The following is a 24,312-nucleotide window of genomic DNA, read 5'->3' on the forward strand; positions in this document are numbered from 1 at the left end:
GCCAGCAGGAGACTATCGAGATGACCGTCATGACCAAGCCAGACCACACGACTGCGCGCGCCACGGTCAGCGCGCCGGCGCTTTCGCCCGCCACCACCGCCAAGCCTGATTTGATCAGCGTCGAGCAGGCCAAGGCGATGGACGTCGCGCGCATGACCGACCTGTTCAAGGCGCACCTCAACCCCGGCCAGCTGCATTTCATGAAGCTGCTCGGCTTCCACAAGATCAAGATCGAGCGTGCCGAAGGCATGTTCTACATCGATCAGAACGGCCGCAGAATCCTGGATTTCTTCGGTGGTTTCGGCTCGCTGGCCTTCGGCCACAATCATCCGCGCCTTCTCGAAGCGCGCAAGAAATTCCAGGAGGAGAAGCGGCAGGAAATCGCCATCGCGTTCATGTCGCAATATGCGGCGGCCCTGGCGCACAATCTCGCCAAATGCTCGCCCGGCGATCTCGACATGGTGTTTCTGGGCTCGTCCGGCTCAGAAGCCATGGAAGCGGCCGTGAAGCTCGCCGAGCGAGCCGCCGGCCCGAAGCGGCCGAAGGTCGTCTATGCCGAGAATTCCTTCCACGGCAAGACCAAGGGTGTGCTGGCGATTACCGACGGCTCGCTCTACCGGGCCGACTTCAAGGTCGCCGACAATGTCGTGCGCATCCCGTTCGCCGACATCGAGGCGGTCGAGCGCACCTTCCGCTCCGATCCCGAGGTCGGCGTCATCGTGCTGGAAACCATCCAGGGCGGCGGCGGGATCATCCAGGCGTCTGCCGAATACTGGCAGAAGTTGCGCGCGCTCTGCGATCAGTATGGCGTGCTGTGGGTCGCCGACGAGGTGCAGTGCGGCTATGGACGCTCCGGCCGTTTCTATGCCTTCGAGCATTACGGCGTCGTTCCTGATGTGACGGCGCTGGCGAAGTCGCTCGGCGGCGGCAAGGCCGCAGTCGGCGCGATGATCGCCAGGCGCGAGGTCTACATGAAGGCCTATGGCACGCCGAAGACGGCGATGATCCACGCCATGGCCACCTTCGGCGGCATGGGCGAGGCCTGCGTCACCTCGATCGAGGCGCTCAACGTGCTTTACGACGAGGGACTGATCGACAACGCCGCGATGACCGGCGACTACCTCCTGCAACGGCTGCAAGCGCTCAAGGAGAAATATCCCAAGATCATCAAGGACGTGCGGGGCAAGGGGCTTATGGTCGGGCTGGAATTCCACGACTTTTCGCAGACCTTGCCGATGGTGCTGCGGCCTGTGGTCAGCGTGCTTGACGACAAGCTGAAGGGGTCCTTGTCCGGCTTCGTCGGAGCGCTGCTGCTGCGCGACTACGACGTGCTCGTCGCCTTCACCGAATACAACCGCAACGTCATCCGCCTCGAACCACCGCTGATCTGCCAGCGCGAACATGTCGACCGCTTTGTCGAGGCGCTCGACAGCCTGCTGTCGCGCGGCATCGTGTCGATCGTGAAGGATTTCGTCAAAAGCCAGGTCCGCTAGGCTACTGAGCGAAACCATGCTGACCAAATCTCCCGTTCCGACAAACCTGCTCGACCGGCTCACTGAGGCCGGTCTGGCATGGGGCGAGGGCGCCTATGCGCGTCTTGCCGCACCGATCGGGGCGGCGGCCTTTGCCCTCTACATCCTTCTGACTGCCGTGACGGCATGGTTCATGCCCGACGCCAATTGGGACATGCTGCCCTATCTGGCGATCGCCGAGGAGGGCACCTATCCCGATGTGCAGGCGCTGCACGACTATGCCTATGGCACGGTCAAGGACGGTGTGTCGGCTGGCGAATACAAGACACTGACGGACGACAGCGGCGGCTTCCGCAGCCATATGGCCGGCAACGCGGCCGACTTCCATTCGCTGCTCGGCATGTACCGGGTCAAGTTCCTCTACGCCGAGATCCTTTCGATAACCAGTTCGGTGATGTCGCCGGTCGAGGCGATGCGGCTGTTACAGGTATTGTCAGTGCTGCTGTTCGGTGCGATCGCGCTGCTCTGGCTGCGGTCCGAAGGCGCGCTGCCGCTGGCGCCGGTCGCCGGCGCGGTGCTGATCATGGCCGAATTCGGCGACGTGGCACGCGCAGCGACACCGGATCTCCTGTGCTCGGCCCTGTTCCTCGGCGGACTTTTTGCCTATGTGCGCGGCCGCGAGGTGGCCACCGCAATCCTGCTCTTCCTCGCCTTCATGGCGCGACCCGACAACATCGTCTTCCTTGCAATCTTCGCCGTGTTGCTGGTCGCCTTCCGGCAGAAGGCGTGGGGCGCGTTGGCCGGCTTTGCCGCCTCCCTGGTCGCCTATTTCGCCATCTCGCATTGGGCGCAGCATCCCGGCTGGTGGCCGCATCTGTGGTTCTCCAGCATCCAGCAGCACTACAATATGGACGGTTTCGATCCACCGTTCTCGGTTGTCGCCTATCTCCGGGCCTTTGCCGCCTCGCTGGTTCGCGCCGTCAGCCTGAACAGTTGGGTTGGCGTTTCGGTGCTGGCTCTGGCGGGGTGGTATGCGGCCAGCCGCGCCGGCTTCAAGCTCGACCGCCGCGCCGGCATCCTGTTCGCGGCATTGGTGCTCGGCGTTCTGGCCAAGTTCACCGTCTTCCCGATCCACGACACCCGCATCTACTTTCCCAACCTGATCCCACCGTTCCTGCTGCTCGCCGGCCCATACACCGCGCTGTGGGCGAGCATCAAAGGACGTCGCGCCGCAGTGTTGCACGTCGTTGCGGGAGATAAACCCTGAGTTCCATCTCCAGCCTGGCACGCATCATTTTCGCTTGAAGCCGCTGATCTCACCTGCAGTGCCACGCGTCCTTTTGGACGCGCAACGGACGCCGTAGAACTTCTTTCTGCGCATGATCCCAGAGAAAATCGATTCCGATTTTTCAGCGTTACGCGCCGGGGTCGCGCCGCACCTGCGGCGTGTCGCAAACAGGCGGTAGCACGATGGCCGTCGCCTGCATATTGTGCGCCGGTCAAGCGGGCGCCGGCGCCTGCAACAGCACTTTTGGAGACGCGGGCAATGGCAGGATTTCCGGAAAAGGCGAAGGTCGTCATCGTCGGGCTGGGCGGCATTGTCGGCGCATCGGTCGCCCATCACCTGATCGAGCGCGGATGGGACGATATCGTCGGCATCGACAAATCAGGCATCCCGACCGACATCGGCTCGACAGCGCACGCCTCCGACTTCTGCTACACGACCAGCCATGATTTCCTGTCCTGCTGGACGACGCTCTACTCCATCGATTTCTACGAGAAGATGGGCCATTACGCCCGCATCGGCGGCCTCGAGGTCGCCCGCGTCGGCGACGACGATCGCATGGCGGAGATCAAGCGCAAGATCGCCTCGGCAAAGGCGTTCGGCACGCGCGCCCGCCTGATCGAGCCGGCCGAGATCAAGCAGAAATTCCCGCTGATCGAAGAAGAGATGGTGCAGGGCGGCCTGTGGGATCCCGATGCCGGTCTCGTCATCCCGCGCTCGCAAACAGTCGCCGGCAAGCTGGTCGACCAGGCGGAAGCCTCCGGCAAGCTCAGATCCTTCGCGAACACACCGGCCAAGTCGCTTATCGTCGAGAATGGGCGCATCAAAGGCGTGGTCACCGATCGCGGCACAATCGAAGCCGACTACGTGATTGTTTGCGCGGGGATCTGGGGCCGGTTGATCGCGGAAATGGTGGGCGAGGACCTGCCGGTGATGCCGATCGATCATCCGCTCACCTTCTTCGGGCCGTATACCGAGTTCGCCGGCACCGGCAAAGAGATCGGCTGGCCGCTGCTGCGCGACCAGGGCAACTCGGCTTACATGCGCGACACCGGCGATCCCAAGACCGCCGAAGGCGGGCAGATCGAGTGGGGCTATTACGAAGAGACCAATCCGCGCCTTTGCCATCCGCGCGACCTTCTGGAGAAGAACCAGGCCCGTCTTTCGCCCTCGCAGCGCGACCTCGACATGGAACAGATCCTGGCGCCGCTCGAGCGCGCCATGGAACTGACGCCGATCCTGGGCGAACTGGGCTACAATGAGAGCCATTCCTTCAACGGGCTGCTGCAGGTGACGGCAGATGGCGGCCCCTCCATGGGCGAGAGCCAGAAGGTGCGGGGCCTCTGGTATGCCGTTGCAATCTGGGTCAAGGACGGCCCCGGCATGGGCAAGCTCATCGCCGATTGGATGACGGACGGCCGGACGTCGATCGACCACCACGCCATCGACTATGCGCGCTTCTATCCGCACCAGACGAAAGAGCAGTTCATCTGGGACCGCTGCACCGAAACGGCGATGAAGGTCTACAATCCGGCGGTCCATCCGCGCGAGCCCTTCTCTAAGGCTCGCGACGTGCGCCGCTCGCCCTTCTGGGCGCGCGAGAAGGAACTCGGCGGCTATTTCATGGAACTGGGCGGCTGGGAGCGCGCCCATGGCTATGCCGCCAACGAGCACCTGCTCGAGAAATACGGCAACCGGGTGCCAGTGCGTGAAAACGAGTGGGACAACCGCCATTTCTGGCGCGTCTCAAATGCCGAGCATCTCGCCATGAGCGAGGATTGCGGCATCGTCAACCTATCGCATTTCGCGATGTACGACGTGGAAGGCCCGGATCACGTCGCGCTGATGGAGTGGCTATGCGCGGCCAAGATCGGCGGCGATACCAACATCGGCAAGGGCATCTATACCCATTTCCTCGACGACGAGGGCATGGTGCGCGCCGACCTGACCGTCATCCGCATGGCCGACCGCTGCCGCGTCATCGACGGCGCCGATGCCGGTCCGCGCGACTTCCAGTACATGCGGCGGACGGCAAAAGACAAAGGCTTCGATGTCACCGTCACGGACGTGACTGAAAAATACGTGACCATCGGCATCTGGGGTCCGAACGCGCGGTCGACCTTGCAGAAGGTCGTCGAGAACCCGGACGGGCTGACGCCGGAGAATTTTGCCTTCGCAGCGATCAAGCCTGTCAGGATTGCCGGAAAGGACGTGACCGCTTTCCGCATCTCCTATGTCGGCGAGCAGGGCTGGGAACTGCATATGCGATACGAAGACGGCCTGGCCGTCTGGGACGCGTTGCGTTCGACCGGCGTGATGGCTTTTGGCGTCGAGACCTATGCCAACAGCCGCCGCATGGAGAAGAGCCTGCGCCTGCAGAACGCGGATCTTCTGACCGAGTACAATCTGCTGGAGGCCGATCTTGCCCGCCCGAAGGTCAAGGAGGCCGATTTCAGCGGCAAGGCAAAGCATCTGGAATATCGCGCCCGAGCGCATCAGCCGGCCATGCTTTGCACACTCGTCATGACGGACAATGTCGATTCCAAGGGGGTTGCCCGCTATCCGGTCGGCACGATGCCGGTGATGGACCCGGAAACGGGCGAGACGCTGGTCGACGAACTCGGCCGCCGGTCCTTCACGACCTCGATCGCCTATGGTCCGACCATCGGCAAGAACATTGCGCTCGCCTATCTGCCCTGGGCGTATTGCCAGGAGGGCCGCAAGCTGAATGTCGAATATTTCGGCGAGACTTATCCGGTCGAGGTGGCCGCTGTCGGCTACAAGCCGCTTTACGATCCGGAGAATCTCAATCCGCGCAACTAAGCGTTGATGACTTGCCGGCCGCTACAATGGGGTGGCCTCGCAAAAACGTGAACGCTAGGGCCCAGCCCAGCGTCGGGCTTTTCGCTTTGTGACGCGACGATTCTCGCTTACCTTGCGGCATGTCTGCTTTTCCCCGCGCAGGACATTTCCTCTCTGCTGCCGCCGCGCTGGCGCTGGTCCCCTGGCTGACGCCGCAATCCCGCGCCGCTGAGCCGGTCGACATCGAGCTGGTTCTTGCCGTCGACGTTTCGCTCTCGATGTCGCCGGCCGAACTCGAAATCCAGCGTCGCGGCTATGTGGCGGCGCTGACGCATGACACTGTGCTGCAGGCTATCGCCGATGGCGCCTATGGCAAGATTGCCGTCACCTATGTCGAATGGGCCGGCACGACCTGGCAGCATGTCATCGTGCCGTGGACGGTGATCGCCAATCGTGCCGACGCCGAGCGGGTGGTTGAACAGCTCTCCGCCCACGCGCCCAACAGCGCCCGGCGCACCTCGATTTCCGGTGCCTTGCAATTCGGCAGCGATCTTTTCGCCGAAAGCGGCTTTCAGGGCGTCAAGCGCGTCATCGACATTTCAGGCGACGGCCCCAACAATCAAGGTGCTCCTGTCGACGTGGTTCGTGACGGGCTGGTCAAGCAAGGCATCACCATCAATGGCCTGCCGCTGATGACCCGGAGCGGCTTCACCAGCGTTTACGACGTCAACTATCTCGACCGCTACTACACCGACTGCGTCATCGGTGGGCCCGGCGCGTTCATGATCCCGGTCAATGAGTGGACGCAGTTTCCCGAAGCGATCCGCCGCAAGCTGGTGCTCGAGCTTGCCGGGCCTGCGTCACCGCAATGGGCGGCGGACGAAGCGGCGCATCCGCCGGTGGTGCTGGCGCAAGACAAGCCGGCCACCGACTGCCAGGTCGGCGAGAAAATGTGGCGTGACCGAAGCTGGATGTACGACAGCCGCTAGATTTCAAGCGTTCCCCGCCAGAGGCTACGCGCGCAAGATGTTGGCTGTTTACGCGGCCAGCAACTGCTTGCGATCGACGCGCTCCTGCTGCGGCGAGCGCGCATAGAGCTCGCGGTAGCATTTGGAGAAATGGGAGGCAGAGACAAAGCCGCAAGCGACCGCCACCTCGACCACCGGCATCGATGACTGGATCAGCAAGTGCCGGGCCCGATCGAGCCGGATTTCCAGATAGTAGCGGGCAGGGGATCTGCCCATCTCGGTGCGGAACAGGCGCTCGATCTGCCGACGCGACAGGTCGACATGATCGGCGATCTCGATCAGCGACAGCGGCTCGGACAGGTTTGCTTCCATCAATTCGATGATGGTCAGCACTTTGGAGTTCTGCACGCCAAGGCGCGCGCGCAAAGGCAGGCGCTGACGATCGGTCGGGCTGCGCACGCGGTCGGTCAACACTTGCTCGCACACCCGGTTGACGAGATTGTCGTCGAAATCGTCGCCGATCAGCTTCAGCATCATGTCGAGCGCTGCAGTGCCGCCGGCGCAGGTGTAGATGTTCTGGTCGATCTCGAAGAGGTCGGCAAAGACATTGGCCTTCGGGAATGCCTCGGAAAAGCCCGGCAGGTTCTCCCAATGAATGGCGCAGCGCTTGTTGGACAACAGGCCGGCGGCGGCCAATATATGTGCGCCGGTGCATAGGCCGCCGAGGGCGACGCCGCGGTTGTATTCCTCGCGCAGCCAGGCAAAGGCCGATTTGTTCTGGTAACGCTCGACATTGATGCCGCTGCAGACCACCGCCATGTTCGGCCGCTCCGGTCCGGACATCTTCTTGCGTTCATCCTCCAGCGAGGTGTTGACGGCGCATTCGACCCCGTTCGAGGCGCGCACCGGCTTGCCGTCGATGCTGGCGAGCCGCCAGCGGTAGGCCTCGTAGCCGAGCATCCGGTTGGCCGAACGCAACGGATCGAGTGCCGTCGCAAAGGCGATCATGGTGAAATCGGGGACCAGGAAGAATACAAACGACCGCCTGATCGGATGATTTACGACGTTCACAGGGTAACCCTCACGCTGCAATGGCGCGAACAGGATGTCGCGATCAGCATAGCGACATCAGGAAAAACCTTTCCTGTCAATTGGCTAGGCGGCAACGGAAAGACTTTATTTGCGACATGGGTCGCAAATGGGCAATCGCTATGCGGTGACGGACCCAACATGCTGCCGGATTCAGCAAAACATGCCGCATGTGGTCGGCGCATGACAAAACGCCGCCTCGGCAAAACCGAAGCGGCGTTGTTACTGGTCCCTGCGCAGCGGCTACCGGGAAGTCGTTATATTAGGCGACGAAACCGAGGCGCGCGGCGGCCATGGCGCCGGTCTGGCCGGGCATGGTGTTGGCAAGGCGCTGGCGCTCGAGCGCGGTCGTAAGGTTCATTTCACGGCGAGCGAAAAGGCGGGCAAAAAGCTTCATGGTCATCTCCATTCGGTTGCTCAGACGGGTCGCCTTCGCTTGATGGAGTGGGGCAGCTCGTTTGCTGGCGCTGATATAGGCTTACGTGAGGGGAAACTAAATCGCAAAAGCGAAGCACTTGATATGAAAAGCGACACGGAATGCGACATATTTGGGCATTCCGCCCAAGATTTATGATCACTTACAAGGCGTTAGTTCGAAATGTCGGCTGCTATGCAGCCCGTTCATATGCGCCATGCAGCGGCGACATGGCTCGGAAAGTCATTTGACCACAAATAAAAAGGCCTGCCGGGCAGCGTCTGCGCGGCAGGCCTTCAGCTTTGAATACACACGATCTATTTTGCTCCACCAGCCCAGGATCCGACGCCATAGCGCGTGCTGGTCTTGGTGTCGGCGGCTTCGGGCCAGCCGATATCCTTCTGCAGTTCGATCGGCAGAGAGCGGATGGCGCGTTCGGTCTGGTAGCGGGCGCGGGCCGCGCTGAATTCGGTCGCGATGCGGCCGATGGATGACAGGATGGACATTTCATTCTCCTTTGCGTTGGGCCGGAAGTTTGCCCCGTATGAGAGCTACTTCAGGTTTGTTTCAGCTTCATTTCGTGTCGATTGCAGATCAATGTCACAGTCGTTTCAAGGCGGCCTTCGGTACGTCTGCCTTCGATGGAGTTGACTATCCTCCCAAAGTGATGTTCAATCAAACGAAATGGAATGATGGTTTGCATCAGAAAAATTGAAGGTCGATCCCGATGAACGCCCCACTCAATCATCCGTTGCCGCTGCTCGATCTCGACGTTTTGCGCACCTTCGTAGCGATCGCCGAGACCGGCAGTTTCACCACGGCGGCCAATGCCGTCTTCCGCACGCCATCGGCTGTTTCCATGCAGATCAAGAAGCTTGAGGACATTCTTGGTCGCTCCGTGTTCGCGCGCGACGCGCGCTCGGTGACGCTGACCACTGATGGCGAGATGCTGCTCGGCTACGCCCGCCGGCTGTTGTCGATCAACCGCGAGGTGGTGTCCAAGTTCATCATCCCCGATATTGTCGGGGTGGTGCGGCTCGGCTCGCCGGATGACTATGGCGAGCGCGTGCTGCCGCATGTGCTGAAGCGTTTTGCGCAGTCGCACCCCTCGATCGCGGTCGACGTCACCATCGACCAGAGTATCAATCTGCGCCGCCGCATGGACGACCGGGCGCTCGACATCACGCTACTCACCAATTCCTATAAGACCAGCGCGCTCGGCGCCGAGGTGCTGCTCACCGAACCGATCGTGTGGGCCGGCGCCAAGGGCGGTTGCGCGCATCTGCGCGAGCCGTTGCCGGTGTCATTGTGGGAAGAGGGTTGCGCCTGGCGGGCCGGGGCACTCGAAGCGCTCGGCCGTGAGGGCCGCAACTATCGCGTCGCCTATATGAGCGCGCATACGGCCGGCCAGCGCGCTGCGATCATGTCCGATCTCGCGGTGGCACCGCTGCCGAAATCGTTCCTCGGCAGCGAGATGGTTGAGCTTTGCCCGAAGGACGGCATGCCGGATATCGGCACTTACAATCTCGCCATGGTCGTGGCGCCGGACGCCAGCGCGCCGGTGAAGGCGGTCGCCGACCACATCCGTGCGACCTTCGAGGTGTTCAGGGAAACCGGCAAGTTCTGACTTAGAGCGCTTTGCGTTTTGGTGGAACCAAAACCGCGCTCCAAGTCTTTGTTTTAACGCATTTTGTCGGACGCCAAACGAAGACGTTTGGCTGCAAAATGCTCTAGCTACGACCTCAACGGCGCAGCCAAGTCGTGAGCGGCCACGTCTTTACCTGCTGCTTGCAGTGCCAATTCGCCGGCTTTGGCGTGATAGCTTTCGGTGTCGCTGGTCAGGAACGTCACGATGCTGTCCCGCGCGCGCCGCGCTTCTGGCATGTCGATCAGTGGCCAGACATGGAACATGCCTTGCTCGTGCACGACCTCTATCTCGACACCGGCGGCACGGGCCTTTTGCGCGAAGATCAGATTGTCGGGGGTTAGCATATCGCGTGAACCGGTCAGAAGCAGCGTTTTCGGCAACACCGAGAGGTCGCCGTAAAGCGGGCTGATGCGCCAGTCACTAGGATTTATGCCGGCACTGTAGAGCCGGACCGCCTCCAGCCCGCCCGGAATTCCCAGCCATGGATCGTAGCGTTCCGCCTCGAACACTTCGGGGTTGGCGAGCGACAAGTCGAGGCCGGGCGAAATCAGCACATGGCGCGACGGTAAGGCCTGGGCGTCTTCCGCGGCCATCATGGTCAGCACCACGGCCATGTTGCCGCCGGCGGAATCACCCATGAAGACGATATCCTGCGCTTCCGTTTCGTCGAGCATCTGACGGTAGACCTCGCCGACCATGCCGAACATGGCGTGGAAATCGTGTTCGGGAGCAATGGGATAGATCGGCACGGTAATGCCGAAGCCCAGCCGGTCGGCCATATCGGCGATCAGCCCCCAATGATAGGACGTGATTTGAAAGACATAGGCGCCGCCATGCAGGTAGAGGATCCGCTTTCGCACACCGGCCTTCGGCGCGATCTCGTAGACGGGAAAGCCGTCCACGCTGCGCGTCGTGATCTCGAAACGCTGATGCAGCGATACGGGCGGCTGATGATTCTCCGTCTTGCGTGCATACGCGATCCAGCGCTGCAGGTTTTCCGGGCTGGAAAAGGCCTGCTTGCGGCTATGCCTGAGCACGAAGGACACGACGTGGCTTTTGAGACTTGGCATGCGGACACACGGACTTCGGCTGAGCCGACTAAGAGAACCCCTCGCTATCGAAGATCGTGCCTTCGCCCAAAATGTCAAGATTTGCGCAGTCTTAACACGGCGGTGTGATCTGGCTGGCAATCAAGGCCAGCGTTCAGTCGTGGCTCGCTGCAATGCTCAGCGCTGGGGCAGCAGTGCGGCGCGCAGTCGACGGTCGCTTGCCGCCGGAGCCGCATGACGGCTCCGGCGCTTGGCCAGCAGCTTGCATTTGTCGGCGAAGGTCATCAGCGCGCCGAACCCAGAAGCAGAGCCGAGAAGGTGACCTGCGGGTCTTCGCGCGGCGACACGGGCCAGCCGATGTCCCTCTGAATTTCGGGCGGCAGGCTGTTCAGCGCCCGGACGGACCTGTTTCTTTTGTGTGCATTCCTGATGGCCATACCATAGCGGCCGAGGCTTTCGAACATCGACATCTTCATCTCCTTTGGAGTGCTGCGGCGGCCGAAAGTTATTTCCTGCCTGCCGTTCGATGCCGGTTAAATGCGCCGCACATGTATCTGGTGGATTACACGAAAACAGCGCCTTGTTTCAGTTTGGGCTGATCCGGAAACAGTTGCATGCAAACGAGAATGAGGGCGAAAAGCAGCTTTCGCCGGCGGGATGTTATCCCCGGCCGCGCCGCGCCGCGTGGCCTTCGCGCGAACGCCGCCGCGGGGCGGCATCGCCGGCAATGCCGTCCTCGCTGACCGTCTTGCGCGGCGGCAGTTTCACTGCGGCCGACAGTTTCGGGAACGGGTCGACCTTGTTCGGCAACGCCATGGCGTAGACGAAATGCTCCTGGAATTTCGGTTCCAGCGCGGTCTCGATCTTCTCGATCCGGCTCACCGTTTCCTCGATCTCGCGGCGATAACCGCGATTGAGCAGCGCCATGCGCGCACCGGCGCCGGCGGCGTTGCCGACGGCCGAGACCTTGTCGAGATCGCAATCGGGGATCAGTCCCAGCACCATGGCGTATTTCGGATCGATGAAGGAGCCGAAGGCGCCGGCGAAATGGATGCGGTCGACATGATCGGTGTGCTGCTTTTCCATCAACAGCTTGGTGCCGGCATAAAGCGCGGCCTTGGCGAGCTGGATGGCGCGCACATCGGTCTGGGTGATGGTGATCCTCGGCTCGCCTTCCTTCAGCACATAGGAGAAGGTGCGGCCACTGGCAGTGACGCGCGGCGAGCGGGCGGAGAGGCTGCCGTCGACGACGCCGTCCTCGGAGATGATGCCGGCCAGATACATCTCGGCGACCACCTCGATGATGCCGGAGCCGCATATGCCGGTGACGCCGGTCGCCTGCACGCTGTCGAGGAAGCCGGGCTCGTCGGACCACAGTTCCGAGCCGATGACGCGGTATTTCGGCTCCAGCGTGTCGGGATCGATGCGGACGCGCTCGATGGCGCCGGGCGCCGCGCGTTGGCCGCCGGAGATTTCCGCCCCCTCAAAGGCCGGGCCGGTGGGCGAGGAGGCCGCCACGACCCGCTGGCGATTGCCGAGCACGATCTCGGCATTGGTGCCGACGTCGACGATCAGCATCATCTCATCCTGCCGGTGCGGACCCTCCGACAGCGTCACCGCAGCCGCGTCGGCGCCGACATGGCCGGCGATGCAAGGCAGCATATAGAGCCTGGCGCCCTGATTGAGCTTCAGGCCGATATCCGACGCCTTGATGTGCACGGCGCCCGAGACGGCCAGCGCGAAGGGCGCGCCGCCGAGTTCGGTCGGGTCGATGCCGAGGAACAGGTGATGCATGATCGGATTGCCGACGAACACGGAATCCAGGATGTCGTTGCGCTGGACGTTGCCCTCCGCGCAGACCTTGTCGACGAGACCCGAGATCGCCTCGCGCACAGCGACCGTCATGCCCTCGCGGCCGTCCGGGTTCATCATCACATAGGAGACCCGGCTCATCAGATCCTCGCCGAAGCGGATCTGCGGGTTCGACGTGCCCGACGAGGCGGCGACGCGGCCCGACAGCAGCGACACCAGATGCATGGCGATGGTGGTCGAGCCGATATCGCAGGCAAGCCCGTAGGCCTCGTTCTTGAGACCGGGCCACAAAGAGATGACCCGCGCGGTCTCGCTGTCGGCATCCTTGTGGATCGCGGCGGTCGCGGTCCAGTTGCCCTTGCGCAAGATGCCTTGGACCTGCGGCAACAGATGGAAGTCGAAATCGAGGCTCTTGAGCCCCCAGTCCTTCATCAGCGCGATCTTCAGGCGATCGAGATCGCCTGATGGATTGTGCATGTCGGGCTCTTCGATCTCGACATAGCACATGTGGATTGCCGAATCGCGGGCGATGACCCTGGTGTCGGCGTCTTTGCGGATGGTCTGCGCGTTGATGACCGTGTCCTGTGGCACGTCGACGACGAGATCGCCGAGGATCTGCGCCGAGCAGGACAGGCGTCGCCGTTCGGGAAGGCCGCGCACGCGTTCGTAGCGCTCTTCCTTGGCGCCCTTGGGCGAGATGTGGTCATTGGAAGAGACGATCTTGTGCTTGGCGAAGTTGCCTTCCTGCACCTCGACCTGACAGCGCCCGCAAGTGGCGCGTCCGCCGCACACGCTCTCGACATAGACGCCGAGTTGGCGCGCGGCATCGAGCACCGGCGTGCCGACCGGAAACCGTCCGCGCTTGCCGGACGGCATGAACAGCACGAGCGGGTCGGTGATGTTGGCAGGAGAGTTCACGATTGCGCGCTTATCCTCGGGCCATACGGGCTTCACGGCCACCGCGCCGGCGGCCACCATTGCCATTGCCTTCGCCCGGCGCATTGACTTGCGTGGGCGCCGCGATCGCCTGGCCGCCTTCGGCCGGCTTGTAGTCCTTGTAGGTCCTGATCCAGTTGGTGCAGTTCTCGTCGGTGCCGTTCAGCACGTTGGCGCCGCGCACGGCTTCCATCTCCTGCGGACGCACCGGGTTCATGATCGCCGAGGTCATGCCGGCGCCGATCACCATCGGGATGAAGGCGGCGTTGATGCCGTGGCGGTGCGGCAGGCCGAACGAAATGTTGGAGAGGCCGCAGGTTGTGTTGACCTTGAGCTCTTCACGCAGCCGGCGCAGGAGGGCAAAGACCTGGCGGCCGGCGTCGCCCAGCGCGCCGATCGGCATGACCAGCGGGTCGACGACAACATCGTGCGCCGGAATGCCGAAATCGGCGCAGCGCTCGACGATCTTCTTGGCGACGGCGAAGCGCACGTCCGGATCCATCGAAATGCCGGTCTCGTCGTTGGAGATGGCGACCACCGGAACGTTGTATTTCTTGACCAGCGGCAAGATGGCTTCGAGCTTTTCTTCCTCGCCGGTGACGGAGTTGACCAGCGGCCGGCCCTTGGCGACCTTGAGCGCCGCCTCGATCGCGGCGGTCACCGAACTGTCGATCGACAGCGGCAGGTCGACCAGTCCCTGCACGATCTCCAGCGTCTGCACCAGCAGGCCTGGTTCGGTCTCGTTCGGATTGACCGAGGTCACGCCTGCATTGACGTCGAGCATGGTCGCGCCGCAGGCGGCCTGTTCCAGCGCGTCCCTGATGACAGTGTCGAAATTGCCCGCGATCATCTCGGCGGCGAGCTTCTTGCGCCCGGTCGGATTGATGCGTTCGCCGATCACGCAGAAGGGCTGGTCGAAGCCGATAATGATTTCTCGTGTCGCCGAGGCGACGATCGTCCGGGTCATGAAATCTCTCCGTCGTGATATAAAGACTTCTTTATATCGTTTCTGATTTCGATCAAGCGAATGGTAACCGTCCGCGCTATCAATGCGCGGTCTTGACCATGTCGACCTGCGTTTCGGTGATCTCGTCGTGCAATATGTGGTCTAGACGGTCGGCGACGAGCTGGTCGTCGCGGCGGATTTCGCGTTTCCAGGGCTGGCGACCCTTCAGCACACCCGATTCATCGACGATCTCGGCGACATATTCCTCCTGGCGGTAGGCCATCACATGGACGCCGGAGACGCCGGGAATTTCCTTCACCTCGTTGATGATGTCGATGCAGAGCTGCTTGCCTTCCTTCTTCTGATCCTGGGCGCCTTCCAGTCGCTTGACGATCTGATCGGGGATATGAATGCCCGGCACGTTGGAGCGGATCCATTTTGCGGTCTTGGCCGAGGCCAGCGGCCCAACCCCGCACAGGATGAAGCATTTTTCCGTAAAACCGAGGTCCCGGATCTGCTGCATGTAGGTGCGAAACATCGGCACGTCGAAACAGTATTGGCTTTGCACGAATTGGGCACCGGCGGCGATCTTCTTGCCCAGCCGGTAGGGGCGGAAATCGATCGGCGGCGCGAAAGGGTTGATCGCCGCACCGAGGAAAAGCTGAGGCGGCGTCGTCAGCTTGCGGCCGGACAGGAACTTGCCGTTGTCGCGCATGATGCGGCAGGTTTCCAGGAGCGACATGCAATCGAGATCGAACACCGGCTTGGCGCCTGGCTGGTCGCCGGCCTGCACGCCGTCGCCGGTCAGGCACAGCATGTTGGCGACGCCCATCGCCGCGCCGCCCAGCACGTCGCCCTGGATGGCGATGCGATTCCTGTCGCGGCAGGCGATCTGCATGATCGGGGCATAACCCATGCGGGTCAGCAGCGCACAGATGCCAACCGAGGACATGTGGCAGTTGGCGCCCGACGCGTCGACGGCGTTGATGGCGTCGACCCAGCCGTCGAAGATTTTGGCGCGGTTGTAGACATCTTCCGGATCGGCGCTGTCGGGCGGGTTGAGCTCGGTCGTCACCGCGAACTCGCCGCGCCGAAGCACGCGCTCCAGGCGTCCGCGCGACGTGTGGCCGGGCAGGGGCTCAAGCGGCAGATGAATGCCGGCCGGGTTCTCGTCGCGCTGGCGGCCGATCATGTCGATGCCTCGGTATTCGGAGCGTTGCGGGTGGCTTCGCGCGCGGCTGCGGCCTGCGCTGTCACCCGCAGCCATGCCGAGGTTTCGCGCAGCGACTGGTCGACCGGCTTCTGCACGTCGAGGATCTTGTCGCCATGCTTCATGTTGCGTGAGCCTTCCCAGGCCTTGACCCAGACGCAGGGCATATCAGGCTCGACCTCGCAATTGCCGTTGGCACGCACGCCGCCGCAAGGGCCGTTGCGCAATTGCTTGGGGCAATTCATCGGGCACGACATGCCAGTGGAGGAAAGGATGCACTGGCCGCACATGCGGCAATCGAACATAAAACCCTTGACGCGTTTTTCGACGAATTTGATCGGGGCTTCGACGCGGCCGTAACCGATGCCCTTCCACAGCGGGTGGAGAGTCAAGAACATGTCGGCGAACCTGGCGTAGAACCATTCGAGCAATCGCGAATGCCGCACGGACCACAGCCTGACCGCGAACGAGCGCTGCACGCGCCGCTGCGGCGACACGTCGGCCGGCTTGTAGTCGGATTTCGGCGCCGCCTTCTTGACCAAAGTGGCCTGGGTAACCGCCGGGGTTGGTTCAGGCATCTTCTTTTCCGCCCGCCTTGACCAGAGCGACCAGCCGCTCGCGGTCGAATTTCGCGTCGATATCCTGAAAGGCTTTTTCAGCCTCGCCTTCAAGATCGTCGCTGACCGGCACGGGGTCGGCCTTGCGCCATTCGGCTAGGTAGTCGTCGGTACCGCCGGCGCCGGTGCGCATCGCACACATGTCGATCGCCTCGGTGAAGCGCAGCGGCAGTTCGCGCTTAGCGTTCTGCCGGCCCTTCTTGACGATGACCTGCGCGGGGATGTCGCGCCAGTAGACGACGATCAGATCGGCCATGAACTTCTTACTCCTCGTGTTCCGAGCATTGCCGGAAGCGCTGTTGGGCTGCTTGTTATGGGACGACGCGCGCGCATTCAAAAGCGACGCAATCGCAGGGCGCAAAAGGAAAGCTGGAAATTTTCGATGCTTGGCTTGGTTTGGATCAGCCGCCGCGACGATCGAAGCTGCCGACGAGCTTCCTGTGGAAGCGAACGTAGCCTCGCTCGGTCGTGCGCAGATGCTCGGCGACGATCTGGTGGAAACGCGGCAGGCGGTGAAAGGGAACGGCCGGATAGGAGTGATGCTCGGAATGGTAAGGCATGTTCCACGCGACGAAGCGCACAAGCCTTGTAGTAAAGGTGGTGCGGGTGTTTTCGAGCATGTTGGCGACATGCGGGCATAGTGCGTGCTCGGCCAGCAGATAGGCCCGTAATAAGGGTTGGCCAACGAGCACCGGCACAATCCAGACCCACAGCAGCAGCGCCGACTGCGCGACCAGCGAGGCCACCAGCAGCACCGCATAGGCGATCAGGAACCAACGTGCTTCCGAAATCACCTTGTCGCGGCCCTTTTCCGGCACGAAGCCGTCGCGGTTGCGGCCGGCGGCGTTGACGACAGTCACGCGCGCCATGCCGATCCAATAGGGGAGGCCGGAGAGATAGCGCAAATACTGGGCGATGGTCTCCGGTTTCGGGCTCATGAGTTCGGGATCATTGTCCGGATCGTGCGTGTGTCGGTGGTGCGCGAAATGGAAATAGCGGAACCAGACCGGCGGCAGCAGGATCAGGAAGCCGGTCACGGTGGCGATGGCGCGATTGAGCCACGCTGTCCTGAAAGCGGTTTCGTGGATGGTCTCGTGCAACAGCGTGAAGAAGAAGACGATCAGGATCCCCTGCGGCAGCATAATAATGGGCCAGAATGGGATGCGGGCGGTGATCAGCGCGCCCAGCACGACAACCAGTCCGCCATGGACAGCCAGCCGGACAATGCCGGGCCTATCCAGCTTGGCGGTGAGGTCGCGACGATCCTCGACCGACAGACCGGCGATAATGGTGCGGTGGTCGATTTCGCTCATGCCTGCAAGCTTATCGCCGAGGCGCTGTCCGGTAAATCGGCGCTCCTTACCAGACGCCGGTTTTTACGCCGGTCCAGAGGTAGAACCAGATCGTCGGATGATACCATTGTTTGGAAGGCAGGCCGGGATCTGAGGTGGCAAGCTTGTCGGCCAGCGCATCCCTGACCGCCTCGACGCAGATGTCGCGTGAGAATGCCGCCTGCCGCAGCGCATAGCTTGAAATCGTATCGCCTGCCTCAGGCTTGCCGCGCACCTGCCGCAGCACGCCGCCGGTGTCGACGCCGGCGTCGACCAAATGAACGGTGGTGCCGAAGTTCTCCGCATCGCCGGAGGCCAACGCCCAGTAGCCGCCATTCATGCCGCGATACTTCGGAGCGATGCCGGCATGGTAATTGAGGACCGGGCAAGGGATTTTCGCCAGCGTCTGCCTCGACAGCAGGCGGCAGCCGGCGAGCAGCACGACGCCGGGCTGGATTTCCCTGATCGCCTGCAGGCACTCCGGCGCATTGGCCGAGGGAACGTGGATGATCGCCTGTCCGGGCCCGGCTTCGGTTTGCAGCTTCTGTTCGGCGATGATGCGGGCTGCATGCCCGGCGAAAAACCGCTTGCCGAGCCGCGTCAGCACCATCGTGCCGAGCTGCCCGATGGCCTGTAGCCAGCCTTGGCGCCGCGCGCGCCCGAGCAGCAATTGCTTTTTGGATTCAGGGCTTTCGAGGATGACGCTCACCGGCCCGAGTCGGTCAGAGATGGCGTTGACGATGGCCCAGATATGCGGTCCGCCTTCGGTGACGACGACGATCGGCCGCGGATTTGATTTCAACGGTTCCATGTTTGTGCCGCCCCGAAAAGACCTGCTCTCAGCGGGCGGGATGCTAGGCCGGTCGGGTTAATCGTTGGTGATCGGAACCAGGGCCGCAGGCTCAGCGCTTGAATTCAAGGATGTCGAGCTTCGATTCGTGATAGGGCGTCGGGAACTCGATGCGCCATTCGTTGACGCTGTTGCGAAAGGCGTAGCCGACCTGATCGCTTTGTGGGCCGCTGCCATAGGGTTTCGCGGGATCGTTGTTGACGGAGAAGGAGCCGAGATAGATCGAGCGCTTTTCGCCGTCGTCGAAGAAACGGCCCTTGGTGCGCTGTGAGCCGGTGATTTTTTCCAGCATCCAGCCCGAACCATCGTCGCTCACCTTGCACTTGAACCAGCCATAGATGACGAGCGGGCTTAGTCCGCCCGCCTTGATGGTGCGGCATTGCCAGTTGCCGGTCAGGTCCTTGTCGGAAAACGAGACCAGCGGCTTTGCCAGCAAGGCGTCGAGCTGCTTGATCTCGGCGGCGTCGCCGGCCTTGGCTTCATCAAGGGCGGCCTTACGCGTCTCATCATATTTGTCGAGCCGCACCTTGTCGGCGGGCGTGATCAGCTTCTGCACCTCGCCATCGGCGAGCGCGGGCAGGGCGAAACAGACAACGCCTGCTGCGGCAATCAAGAGGCGAGCGATCATCGGTGCGTTTCCTAGTCGATAGCTGGAACAGCCTGTTTTCTCGTTTGGCACATAACTTACCCGTTCGCGGAGGCCTGTCATCCGTGCTTAACAGCGGCCAGGTTAAAATTCGTGGTTTCGCCGATGCGGATCTTGCTTACGGGATCGTCAGGCTGGCTGGGCAGCGCGCTGGCGCCGCGCCTGCGGGCCCTTGGCCATGACCTCGTCGGCCTCGATCCCGTCCCGTCGGTGCAAACGCAGGTGATCGGCTCGGTCGCCGACCGTGATCTGGTCATGCAGACGGTCAGCAAAAATCACATCGAGGCGATCATCCACAGCGGCGCGCTGCACAAGCCTGACATCGAACACAACCGCAATGAGGATTTCATCGAGACGAATGTGCGCGGCACGCTCAACCTGCTCGATGCGGCGGTGGCATCAGGCATTCAGCGCTTCGTCTTCACGTCGACGACCTCGCTGATGATCTCGAAAGCCATACGCGCCGGCTTGACCGGCGGTGCGCGCAAGGCCGCCTGGCTGACGGAAGACATGTCGCCCGAGCCGCGCAACATCTACGGCGTCACCAAGCTTTCGGCCGAACATCTTTGCCGCCTCTATCACATTCAGTCCGGACTGCCGGTGATCGTGCTGCGCACCGCACGGTTTTTTCCCGAGGCAGACGATATGGCGCATGCGATCGAGCAGTCGGACGCCAACACCAAGGCCAATGAGCTGTTGTTTCGCCGGCTGACCGTGGAAGATGCCGCCGAGGCTCATATCGCGGCGCTGGAGAAGGCGCCACAGCTGGGCTTCGACATCTTCATCGTCTCGGCGCCGACGCCGTTCCGGCCCGACGATTGCGCGGCATTGATCGCCGACGCACGATCCGTCGTCGCGCGTTATTTTCCGGAGTTTCCGGCGCTCTATGCGCGGAAAGGCTGGACGATGTTTTCCTCGATCGACCGTGTCTACGACGCCTCGCGGGCGCGGGACAGGCTGGGCTTCGTCTGCAAGACGAGCTTTGCCGATGTGCTCGCCGCGCTCGCGGCGGAAGAAGGGGCCGCCTGATCGAACGTCAGGCGTGTGCCGCAGCGCTGGCCAGTTCCGTCGTCAGGTCGCCATAGCCGGTCGAGCGGCGCTCATAGGCGAGGCCGAGCATTTTTGCGGCCTGCTCGGCGACCTTGTCGAGTTCCGGGTCGTCGGTCTGGGCGATATAGACCAGCTTCTCGTAATTGCCGAAATAGTCCTTGATCAGCTCCGGATGCCTGTCGAGGCCGAGCGGCTTCATGAAGAAGGCGTCGAACTGGCGGCACAGGAAGTCGGTCATGTAGAACGACATCATGTCATCGTCGGCGACCTTCGCGTAGGCATCCATGCCCTGATAGAAGGCAAAGCAATGCGGCCCGACTATGCGCTCGACGCCATGCTTTTCGCAGACGCGGTCAAGCAGGCCGCCGGTGCCGCAATCGGCGTAGCCGACGAAGATGTTTCTGTAGCCGTCCGCCTTGGCCTTCCCGATTGCCTTGTCCATGGCCGGTGCGATGCGGTCCGGGTAGAAATGGAACTCCGCCGGCAGGCAGGTCAGGTCGAGATGGTCGAGCCCCAGCTGCTCCTTGACGGCCAGAATTTCGCGCGCAATCATCCCACAGGCGATGACGAGCAGCCTGTCGCCTTGATCGGCTTGTGGTTTTCGCACGGCGCTCATGGAACCAGTCTAACCGATTTTCGTTGCTGTCCCACGAATCTATCTGTTGAGGGAGATACAATTCATGAAACCGCTACGCATTGCGCCGATCGCCATTCTCGCTTGCGCCCTGGCTCTTTCGGCCTGCGCCAACACCGTCCGCGGCGTCGGCAAGGATGTCAAATCGACCGCAAACGCGGTTGAGGACACGGTCGAGAATCCCTGATCCGCAACCTGACCAAAGCGCATCGCTATCAAGATAGTTGAAGCGATACGCGTTAAGTCTTTGTAAACATCTGGGAACAACAGAGTCGCGCTGCAAGGCGCGGCTCGATTTATTGTGCATGCCGAATTCGCCGAGATCAGGCCGAAGCGCGGACGTCGTGTCCCTGTTGCAATTGTTTTCTTCGGGGCGGGCACGAAAAGTTGACTTTTCGAGCAGGGGATATGCCGTTACCCTTTTCTAGTACCCTCAACAACGAAGCTAGGAGCCATAGGATGAAGACCGCTCTCTTAGTTGTCGCCGCTCTGGGCCTCTCGGTGTCCGGCGCCGCAGCGGAATGTGTTGGCCACAATAAAACGACGGCCTCCGTGGATCAGCAAACCAAAGCGGCAAGCGTAGATCAGCAAACCAAAGTCGCAAGCGTCGCGAATACGCCGACAACTGCCGACACGCCGATCCTGAAAAAGGAAGAGGCGAAAAAGTCAGAATAGGCGCTTCAACTCGCCCGAACGCTCCGAGCAAGGCTTGCCGCGCTCAACTTCCCGTTCAAAGGTTATCGGGTATGTTCGCTACGCGGATCGCTGTCGCTTGCTGATGTCTTGACATGCCAGCGTTACGCGCCGCATCGGCCTGTATCATAGCATAAGTACGGGCTTCCGTACTTATGCTCCTGTCTTCTCCTCGTCAGCTCAGGCCGAAGCGCGGACGTTGTGCTTGCGCTTCATGAAGTCCTTGGCGGTCTCGACCGCCACGGCGGCGTCGCGGCAATAGGCGTCGGCGCCGACGGCCTTGCCGAACTCCTCGTTGAGCGGCGCGCCGCCGACCAGCACGACATAGTCGTCGCGGATGCCCTTTTCCTTCATCGTGTCGATGACGACCTTCATGTAGGGCATGGTCGTCGTCAGCAGCGCTGACATGCCGATGATGTCGGGCTGGTGCTGCTCGATGGCGTCGAGATATTTTTCCACCGCATTGTTGATGCCGAGGTCGATGACGTCGAAGCCGGCGCCCTCCATCATCATGCCGACAAGGTTCTTGCCGATGTCGTGGATGTCGCCCTTGACGGTGCCGATCACCATCTTGCCCTGCTTAGGCGCGCCGGTGGCGGCGAGCAGCGGACGCAGGATGAACATGCCGGCCTTCATCGCGTTGGCGGACAACAGCACTTCCGGCACGAACAGGATGCCGTCGCGAAAATCCTCGCCGACGATGCGCATGCCTTCGACCAGTGCCTCGGTCAGCACCTTGTAAGGCGCCCAGCCGCGCTCGAGAAGGATATTGGTGCCTTCCTCGATCTCTTCCTTCAGCCCGTCATAAAGGTCGTCGTGCATCTGCTGCACGAGCTCGTCGTCGGAAAGCTCGGAAAGGATGATCTCGTCGTCGGCCATTTTTAATCCAGCTCCTTGCCGCACGGATACAGTTGCGGGGCCTCAAATATCACGTCAATACCTAACCCGCTACAGCCTTGCGTCCATAGCTGATTTGCGACTTCCCGCAAAAGGAAAGCGACCGCAAATCTATTGGAATTCTTGTCGATTTTGCGACAGGCGTTGGCGCTGGCGGGCCGTTTCGAATAGGGTGCATGGCTACGATCCGGCCAGAAGGCGCAATATGCGGCCGTAATAATTATGCCAGAACAAAAGTCAGGGAAGAACGATCATGAGTGAGAACGCGCCGGTCGACCAGGAAGCGTCAAACGCGCGGCGCGGACGTGCCGCCAGCGGTGGTGCCGCTGCCCGGCGGGCAGCGCGCTCGGGTGGCGGCCCCGGCACCCAGCTCACCTACATCAAGCGCAAGATCAACGTCTATGAGGTGCTGGACGAGGAAGGGCTGGCGCTGATCGAGAAAAACACCGACACGGTGCTCGAAGAGATCGGCATCATCTTTCGCGACGACGCCGAGGCGCTGCAGCTGTGGAAAGAGGCCGGCGCCGACGTCAAGGGCGAGCGCGTGCATTTCCCGAAAGGCCTCTGCCGCTCGCTGTTGAAGACAGCGCCGTCCACCTATACCCAGCACGCCCGCAATGCCGAGCGCTCAGTGCAGATCGGCGGCAACGCCACCGTCTTCGCGCCGGTCTACGGACCACCCTTCGTGCGCGACCTCGGCGGCGTCAGGCGCTATGCAACGATCGAGGATTTCCGCAATTTCGTGAAGCTCGCCTATATGGCGCCGTCGATCCACCATTCGGGCGGCACGGTATGCGAGCCGGTCGACGTGCCGGTCAACAAGCGCCATCTCGACATGATCTACAGTCATATCAAATATTCGGACAAGCCGTTCATGGGCTCGGTCACCGCGCCGGAGCGCGCCGAGGACACGGTGGCGATGGCAAAAATCGTGTTCGGCGACGATTTCGTCGAGAACAACACGGTGCTGACCAGCCTGATCAACGCCAATTCGCCGATGGTGTTCGACGAGACCATGCTGGGGGCGCTGAAGGTCTATTCGCGCCACAACCAGGCCTGCATTGTCACGCCGTTCATCCTCGCCGGCGCGATGAGCCCGGTGACGGTCGCCGGCACGCTGACCCAGGTTCTGGCCGAAGTGCTGGCCGGCGCGTCGTTCACGCAGCTGATCCGGCCGGGCGCACCGGTGCTGTTCGGCACCTTCGCCTCGTCGATCTCGATGCAGTCGGGCGCGCCGACCTTCGGCACGCCGGAGCCGTCGCTGGTTTCCTATGGCGCGGCGCAGCTCGCGCGCCGGCTTGGCCTGCCGTTCCGCACCGGCGGCTCGCTCTGCGCCTCGAAAATCCCGGACGCGCAGGCGGCCTATGAGAGCGCCAACACGCTGAACTCGACGATCCTCGCCGGCACCAATTTCGTGCTGCATTCGGCTGGCTGGCTCGAGGGCGGGCTCGCCTCCTGCTACGAAAAGTTCATGATGGACATCGACCAGCTCGGCATGACGCAGAAGTTCTCCGAAGGCGTCGACCTGTCGGAGAACGGCCAGGCGATGGACGCCATCCGCCAGGTCGGTCCAGGCAGCCATTATCTCGGCTGTGACCACACCCAGGCCAATTTCCAGACCGCCTTCTACCGTTCCAACATCGCCGACAACAATTCCTACGAGCAGTGGTTGGCCGAAGGCGAAAAGACCGCGCCGCAGCGCGCCAACGAACTCGCCCGCCGCTGGTTGGAAAGCTACGAGGCGCCGCATCTCGATCAGGGTATCGACGACGGGCTGAAGGACTTCATCGGCAGGAAGAAGGCGTCGATGGCCGACGCCTTCACCTGAAAGGAGCCCGAGTCAGGCGGGGCTAAAGTCGCCAACATCATCCACAAGGAAGTCTGGCGGAGCGCCTTCTCCGATTCGGACAAGAAGGGGTGATTTGCGTCTGCCCGTCCGATGCCTTCGGACATCGCTTGCCC

At 62.1% G+C, this 24,312-nt stretch carries 24 protein-coding genes; 9 read left to right on the plus strand and 15 right to left on the minus strand.

The features are described from left to right. Nucleotides 1–20 precede the first annotated feature (20 nt). The 4 genes from EOC94_RS26325 to EOC94_RS26340 all read left to right on the plus strand — a co-directional run bounded on the left by EOC94_RS26325 (nt 21) and on the right by EOC94_RS26340 (nt 6,548). Nucleotides 21–1,493 (plus strand): aspartate aminotransferase family protein, encoded by a 1,473-nt coding sequence (locus tag EOC94_RS26325; RefSeq protein WP_127294368.1) that lies wholly within the window; start codon nt 21–23, stop codon nt 1,491–1,493. 16 nt (nt 1,494–1,509) lie between these two features. Next, nucleotides 1,510–2,739: a DUF2029 domain-containing protein gene (locus EOC94_RS26330; RefSeq protein ID WP_127294370.1), complete on the plus strand. Its 1,230-nt coding sequence runs from the start codon at nt 1,510–1,512 to the stop codon at nt 2,737–2,739. 279 nt (nt 2,740–3,018) lie between these two features. After that, nucleotides 3,019–5,580, plus strand: a complete 2,562-nt coding sequence (locus tag EOC94_RS26335) for an FAD-dependent oxidoreductase (protein ID WP_127294372.1) — start codon at nt 3,019–3,021, stop codon at nt 5,578–5,580. Between the two features lie 119 nt (nt 5,581–5,699). Beyond that, nucleotides 5,700–6,548, plus strand: coding sequence for a DUF1194 domain-containing protein (locus tag EOC94_RS26340; protein WP_127294374.1), 849 nt, complete (start codon nt 5,700–5,702; stop codon nt 6,546–6,548). 48 nt (nt 6,549–6,596) lie between these two features. Here EOC94_RS26340 and EOC94_RS26345 read toward each other — a convergent pair whose 3' ends face one another. The 3 genes from EOC94_RS26345 to EOC94_RS26355 form a co-directional block, all read right to left on the minus strand. Beyond that, complete coding sequence (locus EOC94_RS26345; protein WP_348627380.1) at nt 6,597–7,535, minus strand: GlxA family transcriptional regulator; 939 nt, start codon at nt 7,533–7,535, stop codon at nt 6,597–6,599. Between the two features lie 343 nt (nt 7,536–7,878). Then, nucleotides 7,879–8,013 carry a hypothetical protein gene (locus tag EOC94_RS35170; protein WP_013894968.1) on the minus strand — a complete coding sequence of 45 codons (135 nt, stop codon included), beginning with the start codon at nt 8,011–8,013 and terminating at the stop codon, nt 7,879–7,881. 335 nt (nt 8,014–8,348) lie between these two features. Beyond that, nucleotides 8,349–8,537 (minus strand): hypothetical protein, encoded by a 189-nt coding sequence (locus EOC94_RS26355; RefSeq protein ID WP_127294378.1) that lies wholly within the window; start codon nt 8,535–8,537, stop codon nt 8,349–8,351. Nucleotides 8,538–8,758: 221 nt separating this feature from the next. Between EOC94_RS26355 and EOC94_RS26360 the strand changes: the two genes are divergently transcribed. After that, nucleotides 8,759–9,658 carry a LysR substrate-binding domain-containing protein gene (locus tag EOC94_RS26360; protein WP_095486712.1) on the plus strand — a complete coding sequence of 300 codons (900 nt, stop codon included), beginning with the start codon at nt 8,759–8,761 and terminating at the stop codon, nt 9,656–9,658. Between the two features lie 107 nt (nt 9,659–9,765). Here the strand turns inward: EOC94_RS26360 and EOC94_RS26365 are convergent, their stop codons facing one another. The 10 genes from EOC94_RS26365 to EOC94_RS26410 all read right to left on the minus strand — a co-directional run bounded on the left by EOC94_RS26365 (nt 9,766) and on the right by EOC94_RS26410 (nt 19,058). Then, nucleotides 9,766–10,749: an alpha/beta hydrolase gene (locus EOC94_RS26365; RefSeq protein WP_127294380.1), complete on the minus strand. Its 984-nt coding sequence runs from the start codon at nt 10,747–10,749 to the stop codon at nt 9,766–9,768. 263 nt (nt 10,750–11,012) lie between these two features. Next, nucleotides 11,013–11,198: a hypothetical protein gene (locus EOC94_RS26370; protein WP_095486758.1), complete on the minus strand. Its 186-nt coding sequence runs from the start codon at nt 11,196–11,198 to the stop codon at nt 11,013–11,015. Between the two features lie 190 nt (nt 11,199–11,388). Further along, nucleotides 11,389–13,518: an ASKHA domain-containing protein gene (locus tag EOC94_RS26375; RefSeq protein WP_127294460.1), complete on the minus strand. Its 2,130-nt coding sequence runs from the start codon at nt 13,516–13,518 to the stop codon at nt 11,389–11,391. Further along, entirely contained in the window at nt 13,469–14,443 is a 975-nt protein-coding gene (locus tag EOC94_RS26380; protein ID WP_077383680.1) for a methyltetrahydrofolate cobalamin methyltransferase, read from the minus strand. Before EOC94_RS26380 ends, EOC94_RS26375 begins: the two co-directional genes overlap by 50 nt. A gap of 79 nt (nt 14,444–14,522) precedes the next feature. Then, a complete protein-coding gene (locus EOC94_RS26385) occupies nt 14,523–15,614 on the minus strand; it encodes a methylenetetrahydrofolate reductase (protein ID WP_095486708.1) in 1,092 nt (363 codons plus the stop codon). Then, nucleotides 15,611–16,210, minus strand: a complete 600-nt coding sequence (locus EOC94_RS26390; RefSeq protein ID WP_127294382.1) for a methylenetetrahydrofolate reductase C-terminal domain-containing protein — start codon at nt 16,208–16,210, stop codon at nt 15,611–15,613. The genes EOC94_RS26385 and EOC94_RS26390 overlap by 4 nt, the downstream gene beginning before the upstream one ends. Further along, entirely contained in the window at nt 16,203–16,505 is a 303-nt protein-coding gene (locus EOC94_RS26395) for a virulence factor (RefSeq protein ID WP_127294384.1), read from the minus strand. Before EOC94_RS26395 ends, EOC94_RS26390 begins: the two co-directional genes overlap by 8 nt. A gap of 145 nt (nt 16,506–16,650) precedes the next feature. Beyond that, a complete protein-coding gene (locus tag EOC94_RS26400; protein ID WP_245465659.1) occupies nt 16,651–17,562 on the minus strand; it encodes a fatty acid desaturase family protein in 912 nt (303 codons plus the stop codon). A 46-nt stretch (nt 17,563–17,608) separates the two neighbouring features. Next, nucleotides 17,609–18,391: a formyl transferase gene (locus tag EOC94_RS26405; protein WP_126106106.1), complete on the minus strand. Its 783-nt coding sequence runs from the start codon at nt 18,389–18,391 to the stop codon at nt 17,609–17,611. 91 nt (nt 18,392–18,482) lie between these two features. Next, nucleotides 18,483–19,058, minus strand: a complete 576-nt coding sequence (locus EOC94_RS26410) for a DUF4893 domain-containing protein (protein WP_127294386.1) — start codon at nt 19,056–19,058, stop codon at nt 18,483–18,485. A 123-nt stretch (nt 19,059–19,181) separates the two neighbouring features. On the opposite strand from EOC94_RS26410, the gene EOC94_RS26415 reads away from it, so the two are divergent. Then, nucleotides 19,182–20,105 carry an NAD(P)-dependent oxidoreductase gene (locus EOC94_RS26415; RefSeq protein WP_127294388.1) on the plus strand — a complete coding sequence of 308 codons (924 nt, stop codon included), beginning with the start codon at nt 19,182–19,184 and terminating at the stop codon, nt 20,103–20,105. Nucleotides 20,106–20,112: 7 nt separating this feature from the next. Here EOC94_RS26415 and EOC94_RS26420 read toward each other — a convergent pair whose 3' ends face one another. After that, nucleotides 20,113–20,742, minus strand: a complete 630-nt coding sequence (locus EOC94_RS26420; protein ID WP_126106108.1) for a DUF1638 domain-containing protein — start codon at nt 20,740–20,742, stop codon at nt 20,113–20,115. Between the two features lie 64 nt (nt 20,743–20,806). Between EOC94_RS26420 and EOC94_RS26425 the strand changes: the two genes are divergently transcribed. Continuing rightward, nucleotides 20,807–20,947 (plus strand): entericidin A/B family lipoprotein, encoded by a 141-nt coding sequence (locus EOC94_RS26425; RefSeq protein WP_127294390.1) that lies wholly within the window; start codon nt 20,807–20,809, stop codon nt 20,945–20,947. Nucleotides 20,948–21,219: 272 nt separating this feature from the next. Then, a complete protein-coding gene (locus EOC94_RS26430; RefSeq protein WP_127294392.1) occupies nt 21,220–21,435 on the plus strand; it encodes a hypothetical protein in 216 nt (71 codons plus the stop codon). 198 nt (nt 21,436–21,633) lie between these two features. Here EOC94_RS26430 and EOC94_RS26435 read toward each other — a convergent pair whose 3' ends face one another. Continuing rightward, nucleotides 21,634–22,332, minus strand: coding sequence for a B12-binding domain-containing protein (locus EOC94_RS26435; protein WP_095486700.1), 699 nt, complete (start codon nt 22,330–22,332; stop codon nt 21,634–21,636). 271 nt (nt 22,333–22,603) lie between these two features. On the opposite strand from EOC94_RS26435, the gene EOC94_RS26440 reads away from it, so the two are divergent. After that, nucleotides 22,604–24,178 (plus strand): trimethylamine methyltransferase family protein, encoded by a 1,575-nt coding sequence (locus EOC94_RS26440; RefSeq protein ID WP_127294394.1) that lies wholly within the window; start codon nt 22,604–22,606, stop codon nt 24,176–24,178. The last annotated feature ends 134 nt before the right edge of the window (nt 24,179–24,312 follow it).

It is taken from the genome of Mesorhizobium sp. M6A.T.Ce.TU.016.01.1.1 (assembly GCF_003997065.1).
Taxonomy (GTDB): domain Bacteria; phylum Pseudomonadota; class Alphaproteobacteria; order Rhizobiales; family Rhizobiaceae; genus Mesorhizobium; species Mesorhizobium mediterraneum.

Coding starts and splice junctions, on each gene's coding strand:
- EOC94_RS26360 (WP_095486712.1), top strand. CDS start 8,759: ATGAACGCCCCACTCAATCATCCGTTGCCGCTGCTCGATCTCGACGTT.
- EOC94_RS26400 (WP_245465659.1), bottom strand. CDS start 17,562: ATGAGCGAAATCGACCACCGCACCATTATCGCCGGTCTGTCGGTCGAG.
- EOC94_RS26420 (WP_126106108.1), bottom strand. CDS start 20,742: ATGAGCGCCGTGCGAAAACCACAAGCCGATCAAGGCGACAGGCTGCTC.
- EOC94_RS26440 (WP_127294394.1), top strand. CDS start 22,604: ATGAGTGAGAACGCGCCGGTCGACCAGGAAGCGTCAAACGCGCGGCGC.
- EOC94_RS26335 (WP_127294372.1), top strand. CDS start 3,019: ATGGCAGGATTTCCGGAAAAGGCGAAGGTCGTCATCGTCGGGCTGGGC.
- EOC94_RS26340 (WP_127294374.1), top strand. CDS start 5,700: ATGTCTGCTTTTCCCCGCGCAGGACATTTCCTCTCTGCTGCCGCCGCG.
- EOC94_RS26375 (WP_127294460.1), bottom strand. CDS start 13,518: ATGGTGGCCGCCGGCGCGGTGGCCGTGAAGCCCGTATGGCCCGAGGAT.
- EOC94_RS35170 (WP_013894968.1), bottom strand. CDS start 8,013: ATGAAGCTTTTTGCCCGCCTTTTCGCTCGCCGTGAAATGAACCTTACG.
- EOC94_RS26365 (WP_127294380.1), bottom strand. CDS start 10,749: ATGCCAAGTCTCAAAAGCCACGTCGTGTCCTTCGTGCTCAGGCATAGC.
- EOC94_RS26425 (WP_127294390.1), top strand. CDS start 20,807: ATGAAACCGCTACGCATTGCGCCGATCGCCATTCTCGCTTGCGCCCTG.
- EOC94_RS26435 (WP_095486700.1), bottom strand. CDS start 22,332: ATGGCCGACGACGAGATCATCCTTTCCGAGCTTTCCGACGACGAGCTC.
- EOC94_RS26325 (WP_127294368.1), top strand. CDS start 21: ATGACCGTCATGACCAAGCCAGACCACACGACTGCGCGCGCCACGGTC.
- EOC94_RS26430 (WP_127294392.1), top strand. CDS start 21,220: ATGAAGACCGCTCTCTTAGTTGTCGCCGCTCTGGGCCTCTCGGTGTCC.
- EOC94_RS26355 (WP_127294378.1), bottom strand. CDS start 8,537: ATGTCCATCCTGTCATCCATCGGCCGCATCGCGACCGAATTCAGCGCG.
- EOC94_RS26405 (WP_126106106.1), bottom strand. CDS start 18,391: ATGGAACCGTTGAAATCAAATCCGCGGCCGATCGTCGTCGTCACCGAA.
- EOC94_RS26380 (WP_077383680.1), bottom strand. CDS start 14,443: ATGACCCGGACGATCGTCGCCTCGGCGACACGAGAAATCATTATCGGC.
- EOC94_RS26385 (WP_095486708.1), bottom strand. CDS start 15,614: ATGATCGGCCGCCAGCGCGACGAGAACCCGGCCGGCATTCATCTGCCG.
- EOC94_RS26390 (WP_127294382.1), bottom strand. CDS start 16,210: ATGCCTGAACCAACCCCGGCGGTTACCCAGGCCACTTTGGTCAAGAAG.
- EOC94_RS26410 (WP_127294386.1), bottom strand. CDS start 19,058: ATGATCGCTCGCCTCTTGATTGCCGCAGCAGGCGTTGTCTGTTTCGCC.
- EOC94_RS26345 (WP_348627380.1), bottom strand. CDS start 7,535: ATGATCGCCTTTGCGACGGCACTCGATCCGTTGCGTTCGGCCAACCGG.
- EOC94_RS26395 (WP_127294384.1), bottom strand. CDS start 16,505: ATGGCCGATCTGATCGTCGTCTACTGGCGCGACATCCCCGCGCAGGTC.
- EOC94_RS26330 (WP_127294370.1), top strand. CDS start 1,510: ATGCTGACCAAATCTCCCGTTCCGACAAACCTGCTCGACCGGCTCACT.
- EOC94_RS26370 (WP_095486758.1), bottom strand. CDS start 11,198: ATGTCGATGTTCGAAAGCCTCGGCCGCTATGGTATGGCCATCAGGAAT.
- EOC94_RS26415 (WP_127294388.1), top strand. CDS start 19,182: ATGCGGATCTTGCTTACGGGATCGTCAGGCTGGCTGGGCAGCGCGCTG.